The sequence below is a fragment of the Pseudemcibacter sp. genome (assembly GCF_965661635.1).
Taxonomy (GTDB): domain Bacteria; phylum Pseudomonadota; class Alphaproteobacteria; order Sphingomonadales; family Emcibacteraceae; genus Pseudemcibacter.
Map to the genome: position 1 here is coordinate 1 of NZ_CBFIEP010000103.1, position 8,237 is coordinate 8,237.

The following is an 8,237-nucleotide window of genomic DNA, read 5'->3' on the forward strand; positions in this document are numbered from 1 at the left end:
TTCCTGCCAAGCCAGCTTGAACATGAAATAACTCAGTTCATTGAGTATTATAATCACGAACGCTACCACGAAAGCATCAACAACCTAACGCCTGCCGATGTTTACTTTGGCAGAGATCAATCAATTCTGGAAAAAAGGAGACGACTTAAAAACACAACACTTAAACAAAGACGCTTGCAACATCGCAAGATCGTAGCTTAATATTAACACCAATAGGAGATCAAAGCCTCCTTATGAAATAGGCCAATGGATTCTCAAATCATTTGATGACGGACAGTCCAACATGCACCAACGTCTTGAATGTGGGTTGAGGTTCTTGTCAGGGTGGCCAAACTGATTAGCTGAGCCTGTCCGTCTTAAGTTCGTTGTAGGCCTTCCAGCAATAAGCTTACCACGAATAACTAGAGAGCTAGGTTCTACCTCAAGTTTTGTCAGTATATTTGATAGGTCGTCAAATGAGTTTAGTCCCAGCTCATCAACTTCAAAGTATTTCTCCATCTGTTCCGGTAGCTTCTTCAAGACCCCACCTTTTTGAGTGAACCTTTTACATGCAGGCACATTATTAGATGACTTTAATACTGTTATTGAACATTTATCAGATTTAGAATTACTCATCATTGGCACCCCTAACTTGCCGAAATGCTTAGACTACAACAGATATAGTTTCTCAGCCAATACTTTGAAGTTTCTAAAATATATATGAAAAGATCAATGGCAGGGTTAAAGAAATTCACTATTCAAGTATTTTATCAGTTCTGACATAACTTGAAAGCAATCAACCTTGACAACTCTCTGTGCTTCTCTATAGGAAACCTAAAGGGTATTCACTAGAAGGGACGAGAGTTCCGTTAAATTAGCTAGATATGTTAACGTATACTAGTAGTACTAAACTTCAAAAGCACCCTCGAGATACACCTACCCATTTATATTCGTGGCGTTGACCTTACTAATGGTGTTCCACTGAAGATAATTATTTCCAATCGATTGAACCCCATTAGGTTGACAAGCTTATTTGGATATTCAGTTACGTCTCAATATAATATATACACAGGGTACCCCCAGTGGCCCCTCTCCCCACCCCATCAGGGAGAGTTATTCCACCACACTCTCACCACAACGGATTACAATAATCGTTGCAATAATGGGATTGATGGTGCTATAGAGATTCTTCAACGTAAGCGAACGTACAGAGTATTAATCGTGTTGATAATGAAGGAAACCTTAAGGTTTCAGTAGCTTAATAAGTAAAAAAGTCGCCCAAGATTACTCAAGAACGACTCTTTATTTTGGTGGAGCTAAGCGGGCTCGAACCGCTGACCTCTACACTGCCAGTGTAGCGCTCTCCCAGCTGAGCTATAGCCCCTGAATTATTTACATTTGTCTGGTTCAAATGAATCAGGATAAAAATATGAGCGCAAGTTATTCATTCACTCATTTTAAATCAAGCATAAAAGCAGATAAATTTAATCGTCAGTAGTTGGTTTAACGTTAGGTGCATCAACAACCGCAGCAACATTCGTATCATCGTCATCACTAAGGACAACAGTATTATCATCAGCTGCGATATCGATATCATCGTCGTCATCGTCATCACTAAGAAGTGCATCATCATCTAATAGATCTGCTTCTTCATCTTCATCTTCAGCTTCTGCTTCTTTTTTATCTGTAATAAGTTCAATTGAATGCGTTTTACTTTTCAAAATAATCTCAGGTTGGAACTGATGTTCACAACTAATACAGGTAATCGGCTCAAATTCACCAAGATCGTAAAATCTTGTGCCACACTTAGGACATTGACGTTTTTCGCCCCATTCAGCTTTTGCCAAAATATTTCTCCTTAGAACTTTTAAAGCTATTCGTATTTGCTTGAAAAAACATCATTTGCCATTTTATAGCCCCCCTGTCAAAGCCTATTATAATAAAAGAGCAAGGTTTCGCGATAAAAGTATCATAATTATCATTTTTTAGGTTATTATGTAGTACAATGAACGTTTATTATGGTATCTGACAAACGAAAAATAAATATTCACGATATTCATAAAGAGTTTAATGAAGATGAATCAGTTTTCATCCAGAAAATGTAATTGTCTTAATGGCATTATCACTGTTCCCGGGGACAAATCAATATCCCATCGTTCTTTAATAATGGGGGCTTTAGCTATTGGCGAAAGCATAGTAACTGGTTTATTAGAAGGTGAAGACGTTCTTGGAACTGCTGAAGCTCTGAAAGCACTCGGTGCTGATATTTATAAAGATAGTTCAGGCTCTTGGCATATACATGGTGTTGGCATAGGCGGCCTAAAACAACCTGAAGGTCCACTTGATATGGGAAATAGTGGCACAGGTGTGCGTCTCATGATGGGGGTAGTAGCTACGCATCCCATTTCTGTCATATTCACTGGCGACGATTCGCTCACCTCCCGTCCGATGAAACGCGTTACAATACCTTTAAGCAAATTCGGCGCAGAATTTTCAGGTAATCAAGAAGGAACTCTCCCTATTACTGTTAAAGGGGCAAGAAATCCTCTGCCCATTCGCTGTGAATTGCCAGTAGCATCCGCACAAGTAAAATCGGCCGTTATGCTTGCTGGATTAAACACACCAGGTGTTACAACGGTCATTGAAAAAATTCCAACACGCGATCATTCAGAACGAATTTTTAACTATTTTGGCGTTCCCGTTTCATTAAATAATGAAGAAATAAACGTTACAGGGCATGCCGAACTAACGGCACAAAAAATGGCGGTCCCCGCTGATCCTTCTTCCGCTTCTTTTATTATCGTTGCTGCGATAATCACCGAGGGCTCAGATGTTACAATAAAAAATGTGGGGATGAATCCTGCCCGCACTGGTCTATTTGATACATTAATTGATATGGGTGGCAATATTACTTTTGAAAACAAAAGGCAGGAATGCGGCGAGGATGTCGCCGATATTAGGGTTAAATACTCAAAACTAAAGGGTATAATTGTTCCAGAAAATCGCGCTCCTTCAATGATTGATGAATATCCTATTCTTTGTGTCGCAGCAGCTTCAGCCGATGGTGAAACAGTCATGAGGGGACTAGAAGAACTTCGTGTAAAAGAATCAGATCGCATTTCCGTGATGGTAAAAGGATTAAATGAATGTGGGGTAAATGTCATAGAACATGATGATGGCATGACCGTTTCTAAATCAGACGTTGAAGGCGGAGCTATAATTAAAACTCATTTAGATCACCGAATTGCAATGTCATTTCTTGTGCTAGGTATGATATCTGAAAAACCAATAACTGCAGATGATGGATCAGTAATCGAAACCAGTTTCCCTGGTTTTACAAATATTATGAATAATCTCGGGGCTAATATATGCTAATGACAGAAAAATTTATAATAGCTCTTGATGGCCCGGCCGCTTCAGGAAAAGGCACATTAGCTAAAAAGCTAGCTGAATATTATAATTTAGCACTTTTAGATACTGGGGCTCTTTATCGCGCAGTCGGTTTAAATGTTTTAAAAGCTGGTGGGGATCCCGAAAATGAAAGTGATGCATTAAAGGCAGTAGGTCAACTTCCGGAAATAAATTTATCTAACCCTGAGTTAAGAGGCGAATCAACTGGTGCAGCGGCTTCCAAAGTGGCCGCTATTCCTAGTGTCAGAGCGAAATTAGTCGATTATCAGCGAAATTTTGCACATAATCCACCTTCAGATAAAAAAGGTAGTATTCTTGATGGTCGTGATATTGGTACCGTCATTTGTCCCGATGCAAAATATAAAATTTTTATTACAGCAAGCGTTGAAACCACCGCAAAACGGCGTTTTTTAGAAGAATTTGGTAAAAATGGCAATGAAGATAACTACCAATTAATTTTATCTGAACTCAAAGCACGTGATGAGCGCGACATGAACCGCTCAACTTCCCCTCTAAAACCTCATGAAAATGCATACTTGCTAGATACAACGAATTCAGATATAGAGGCCGTGTTTGAAGCGGCTTGCGCCTATATTTCGAACAAAGAGTAGAGTAAAACAATCGTCAATATTTCTCTGACTTATCTTAAAGGATGAGGCGGGGAGGTATTTGTTTTACTCTTTATATATTAACACTAACCCCTTTTTTATGAAGACAAAGGTGTCTGATTAAAAAAATGGATGCACTAGCATCCACTGAATAGGTAATTATAATGACTGAACTTAACGTTCCAACTACCGATGACTTCGCAGCAATGCTCGAAGAATCATTTGGTCCTGAAGGCAAATTTGATGGCAAAGTTGTCACAGGCACCATTATTGCAGTAGATAAAGAATCTGCGACTATAGATATTGGCCTTAAAGCAGAAGGTCGTATCCCACTTAAAGAATTTTCCGCTCACGGACAGTCAGCTGAATTAAGCGTCGGCGATCAAGTCGAAGTATTCGTTGAGCGAATTGAAAACGCCAAAGGCGAAGCCATGCTTTCACGTGAAAAAGCACGTCGTGAAGAAGCATGGACCGTTCTTGAAAAATCATACGAAGCTGAAGAACGCGTAAATGGTGTTATTTTCGGACGTGTAAAAGGCGGCTTTACTGTTGACCTTTCTGGCGCCGTAGCATTCCTACCTGGAAGTCAAGTTGACGTGCGTCCCATTCGTGACGTAACGCCACTGATGAACATCGAACAACCGTTCCAAATCCTTAAAATGGATCGCAAACGTGGTAACATTGTTGTGTCACGTCGCGCAATCCTTGAGGAAACACGCGCGGAACAACGTTCTGAAATTATTGAAAATCTTGCGGAAGGTAAAACTGTAGAAGGTGTTGTTAAAAATATCACTGATTACGGTGCATTCGTTGACCTTGGCGGTATTGACGGTCTACTTCATGTGACTGACATTTCTTGGAAACGTATCAATCATCCTTCAGACATTCTGAACATTGGCGATTCTATTGACGTTCAAATTATTCGTTTGAACCCTGATACGCAGCGTATCTCGCTAGGTATGAAGCAACTTACAGAAGATCCTTGGGAAACAATCACGAAGAAATACCCAATTGGCTCTAAACTTACTGGTCGTATTACAAACATCACCGATTACGGTGCATTCGTTGAGCTAGACGACGGTGTTGAAGGACTTGTCCACGTTTCTGAAATGAGCTGGGTTAAGAAGAATGTTCATCCTGGTAAAATCGTATCAAGCAGCCAAGAAGTTGAAGTTATGGTTCTTGAAATCGATTCAGAAAAACGTCGTATTTCACTTGGTCTTAAACAATGCATGGATAATCCATGGCTTACATTTGCTGATAAATACCCTGTTAACACTGAAATCGAAGGTGAAGTTAAAAATATCACTGAGTTTGGTCTTTTTGTTGGCCTTGAAGATGAAATGGACGGCATGGTTCATTTATCTGATCTTGATTGGAATAAATCAGGCGAAGAAGCGATTGCAGAATACAAAAAAGGTGACGTTGTTAAAGCAGTTATCCTTGATGTTGATACAGACAAAGAACGTATCTCACTTGGTATTAAGCAACTTTCTGGTGATCCAGTTGAAAGCATTTCCGGTCTTAAGAAGGGTGGAACAGTAACATGTACTGTTACTAAAGTTACTGAAAACGGTCTTGAAGTTAATATTGGCGAAGACGAAGGTATGAAAGCATTCATCCGTCGTTCTGATCTTAGCCGTGACCGTGCAGAGCAACGTCCAGAGCGTTTCTCAGTTGGTGATAAGCTTGATGCAAAAGTCACAACGCTTGATAAGAAAGCACGTAAAGTGAACCTATCAATTAAGCAGCTAGAAATTTCTGAAGAAAAAGAAGCTGTTGCACAATATGGTTCATCTGATAGTGGTGCAAGCCTTGGCGATATTCTTGGCGCGGCTCTTGCTGATGCAACTCCTGCAGAAGAAGAAAAGCCAGCTAAAAAGAAAGCTGCTCCTAAGAAGAAAGCCGCTGCAAAAAAAGCTGATGATGCCGAAGCGACTGAAGAGAAGCCAGCTAAGAAAAAAGCTGCTCCTAAGAAGAAAGCTGCTGCAAAAAAGAAGGCTGCTGCAAAAAAAGATTAAGAATAATCTTTTAACTTTATATTTTATGGAACTAACCCGTCCGGATTTCCGGCCGGGTTTTTCTTTTAAGGCATATATGATTCTTTTTTTATACACCTTCAAAATATGCAGAAACCTTATGCAAATGCCTCAAAATGGTACTAATTTACCCAAATTAACTTTAATTATCTAAAAAACGTGCTTGAAAAGGCACTTAGCCTTGACGGCTTTCCAAGTCTCTGGCAACTTAACGTTTCTAACAAATAAGCAATATTAACAAAATAAGGGGTTTAACGATGATAAAGTCGGAGCTAATAGCTAAGTTGGTTGACGCCAATCCCCACCTTTATCAACGAGATGTTGAACGTATCGTCAATACTATTTTTGAAGAAATTACGAATACACTTGCTGAAGGTAACAGAGTGGAACTTCGTGGTTTTGGTGCTTTTTCTGTGAAACACCGCCCTTCTCGTACGGGTCGAAATCCACGTACAGGACAGGCAGTTGAGGTTCCTGCGAAAAGCGTACCTTATTTCAAAACCGGTAAAGACCTAAGGGAAAAACTAAACGATAAATAAATTGTACGTTTCCCGTCAGCATAATTTATTTCGATAGAGGCTCTAAATATGCGCTTTTTATTTTATGCTGCATTTTCCATATTCACACTTTTTTGCATCATCGTTGCTGTTTCTAACGGTGAGCTTGTAAATTTTAGCTTAAACCCATTACCATTTGATTTTACAATACCCGCATTTATGCTGGTTTTTCTTGGCATCTTTATTGGCCTTAGTGGAGGATGGCTTGTCTCGATTTTCACTGGTATAAAACATGCTAGACGCCACCGCATGGCAGACAAAAAAATTAAAGAGCTTGAAAGTGAATTAAAAAAACATAATTCCAGCAATATTAAATTGTCAAACGACGAAAACCATGGCAAAAGCTCATCATAATATTTAAAACGGACGGATGATGAGTAATTTAAAACCTTCTGAGCGTATCTTATGTGCATTAGATACTACTAATGTTGAAGAAGCAGCCATTTTAGCGGGCGAGCTATCTCCGCATGTTGGTGGCATCAAACTTGGGCTTGAGTTTTTTGGCGCAAATGGCCCACAGGGTTTCTTAGAAGTTGCTAAAGCAAATAGAAATATCTTTCTCGATTTAAAACTACACGATATTCCCAATACCGTTGCAAAGACAATTCATGCATTGATGCCGTTACGTCCCAAAATAATGACCATACACACGGCAGGCGGTTCTGCTATGATGAAGGCGGCATCGGAAGCTGCAACTTTAGCTGCAAAAAATGAAGGATGCGAACGCCCAATAATAGTTGGTGTCACCATTCTAACCAGTTTAGATAACGAAGATATCGAAGCCATTGGATTTCAAAACAAGGTATCCATGCAAGTTGTTAAACTCGCAAGGCTAGCTAAAGAGAGTGGTCTTGATGGTGTCGTTTGCTCGCCACATGAAATAAAATTAATCAAAGAATCATGCGGCGCGGATTTCAAGCTTGTTGTCCCCGGTATTCGTCCGGCAGGAAGTGATACCGGTGATCAAAAGCGTGTAATGACGCCAGAAGAAGCTGTTAGCCTAGGTGCCGACTATCTCGTTATTGGGCGCCCAATTACAAAGAGCGACAATCCGGCTCAATCTGCGCAACTTATCGCAAATGAAATAAACGGATAATCATGACTATTAGCGCTAAAACATGTGGATTATCAACACTTGACACTTTAAATGCTGCACTTGATGCAAAAGCTGAATATGTCGGGTTTGTCTTTTATCCTCCTTCACCTAGAAATGTAGACTTTGAGCAAGCCAAGAAACTTTCTGATGCAGTTGGAAGTCGTGCGAAAAAAGTCGGCGTTTTTGTTAATCCAGATGATGAATTTCTTACAAAAGCCATAAAAGCAGCAAAACTAGATTATGTTCAATTACACGGAAACGAACCCGTTGAGCGTGTTCAGTACGTCCAAAAACGATTTAACATCAAGGTTATAAAAGCAATTTCGATTGCATCAGTAAGTGATATTTCAAGGGCACGTGAATACGAAAGATATGCTGATATTCTTCTATTTGATGCTAAACCACCAGTAGATTTAGAAAATGCATTACCTGGCGGAAATGGTTTAGAATTTGATTGGAAACTGATTTCTGGAAAAAAATGGAATATTCCATGGATGTTATCGGGTGGATTAGACGCGACAAATGTAAAAGAAGCTATTAAAATTAG

Annotated in this window: 10 protein-coding genes and 1 tRNA gene; 8 read left to right on the forward strand and 3 right to left on the reverse strand. The window is 39.7% G+C overall.

The features are described from left to right. Nucleotides 1-201 (forward strand): integrase core domain-containing protein (locus ACTF6W_RS07095; RefSeq protein WP_438993844.1); only part of this gene is annotated, 201 nt, incomplete at its 5' end. Nucleotides 202-231: 30 nt separating this feature from the next. Here the strand turns inward: ACTF6W_RS07095 and ACTF6W_RS07100 are convergent. The 3 genes from ACTF6W_RS07100 to ACTF6W_RS07110 form a co-directional block, all read right to left on the reverse strand. Then, complete coding sequence (locus ACTF6W_RS07100; protein ID WP_438993845.1) at nt 232-519, reverse strand: hypothetical protein; 288 nt, start codon at nt 517-519, stop codon at nt 232-234. 768 nt (nt 520-1,287) lie between these two features. Next, nucleotides 1,288-1,363 (reverse strand) — tRNA-Ala (locus ACTF6W_RS07105). Nucleotides 1,364-1,463: 100 nt separating this feature from the next. After that, a complete protein-coding gene (locus ACTF6W_RS07110) occupies nt 1,464-1,826 on the reverse strand; it encodes an FYDLN acid domain-containing protein (protein ID WP_438993846.1) in 363 nt (120 codons plus the stop codon). A gap of 223 nt (nt 1,827-2,049) precedes the next feature. On the opposite strand from ACTF6W_RS07110, the gene aroA reads away from it, so the two are divergent. The 7 genes from aroA to ACTF6W_RS07145 all read left to right on the forward strand — a co-directional run. Continuing rightward, entirely contained in the window at nt 2,050-3,354 is a 1,305-nt protein-coding gene (gene aroA, locus ACTF6W_RS07115; RefSeq protein ID WP_438993847.1) for a 3-phosphoshikimate 1-carboxyvinyltransferase, read from the forward strand. Continuing rightward, a complete protein-coding gene (cmk, locus tag ACTF6W_RS07120; protein ID WP_438993848.1) occupies nt 3,354-4,001 on the forward strand; it encodes a (d)CMP kinase in 648 nt (215 codons plus the stop codon). The genes aroA and cmk overlap by 1 nt, the downstream gene beginning before the upstream one ends. A 161-nt stretch (nt 4,002-4,162) precedes the next feature. Further along, entirely contained in the window at nt 4,163-6,019 is a 1,857-nt protein-coding gene (rpsA, locus tag ACTF6W_RS07125; protein ID WP_438993849.1) for a 30S ribosomal protein S1, read from the forward strand. A 275-nt stretch (nt 6,020-6,294) separates the two neighbouring features. After that, the gene (locus ACTF6W_RS07130; protein ID WP_438993850.1) at nt 6,295-6,576 is read left to right on the forward strand and encodes an integration host factor subunit beta; all 282 of its coding nucleotides are present in this window, start codon (nt 6,295-6,297) and stop codon (nt 6,574-6,576) included. A gap of 48 nt (nt 6,577-6,624) precedes the next feature. Continuing rightward, nucleotides 6,625-6,948 (forward strand): LapA family protein, encoded by a 324-nt coding sequence (locus ACTF6W_RS07135; protein ID WP_438993851.1) that lies wholly within the window; start codon nt 6,625-6,627, stop codon nt 6,946-6,948. A 19-nt stretch (nt 6,949-6,967) separates the two neighbouring features. Further along, nucleotides 6,968-7,690, forward strand: coding sequence for an orotidine-5'-phosphate decarboxylase (gene pyrF / locus ACTF6W_RS07140; protein ID WP_438993852.1), 723 nt, complete (start codon nt 6,968-6,970; stop codon nt 7,688-7,690). Nucleotides 7,691-7,692: 2 nt separating this feature from the next. Further along, the coding region (locus ACTF6W_RS07145; protein WP_438993853.1) for a phosphoribosylanthranilate isomerase at nt 7,693-8,237 on the forward strand (545 nt) is incomplete at its 3' end.

Excerpts from the sequence above, each read along its gene's own strand:
- ACTF6W_RS07135 (WP_438993851.1), top strand. The coding sequence starts at position 6,625 with ATGCGCTTTTTATTTTATGCTGCATTTTCCATATTCACACTTTTTTGC.
- cmk (WP_438993848.1), top strand. The coding sequence starts at position 3,354 with ATGACAGAAAAATTTATAATAGCTCTTGATGGCCCGGCCGCTTCAGGA.
- rpsA (WP_438993849.1), top strand. The coding sequence starts at position 4,163 with ATGACTGAACTTAACGTTCCAACTACCGATGACTTCGCAGCAATGCTC.
- aroA (WP_438993847.1), top strand. The coding sequence starts at position 2,050 with ATGAAGATGAATCAGTTTTCATCCAGAAAATGTAATTGTCTTAATGGC.
- ACTF6W_RS07130 (WP_438993850.1), top strand. The coding sequence starts at position 6,295 with ATGATAAAGTCGGAGCTAATAGCTAAGTTGGTTGACGCCAATCCCCAC.
- pyrF (WP_438993852.1), top strand. The coding sequence starts at position 6,968 with ATGAGTAATTTAAAACCTTCTGAGCGTATCTTATGTGCATTAGATACT.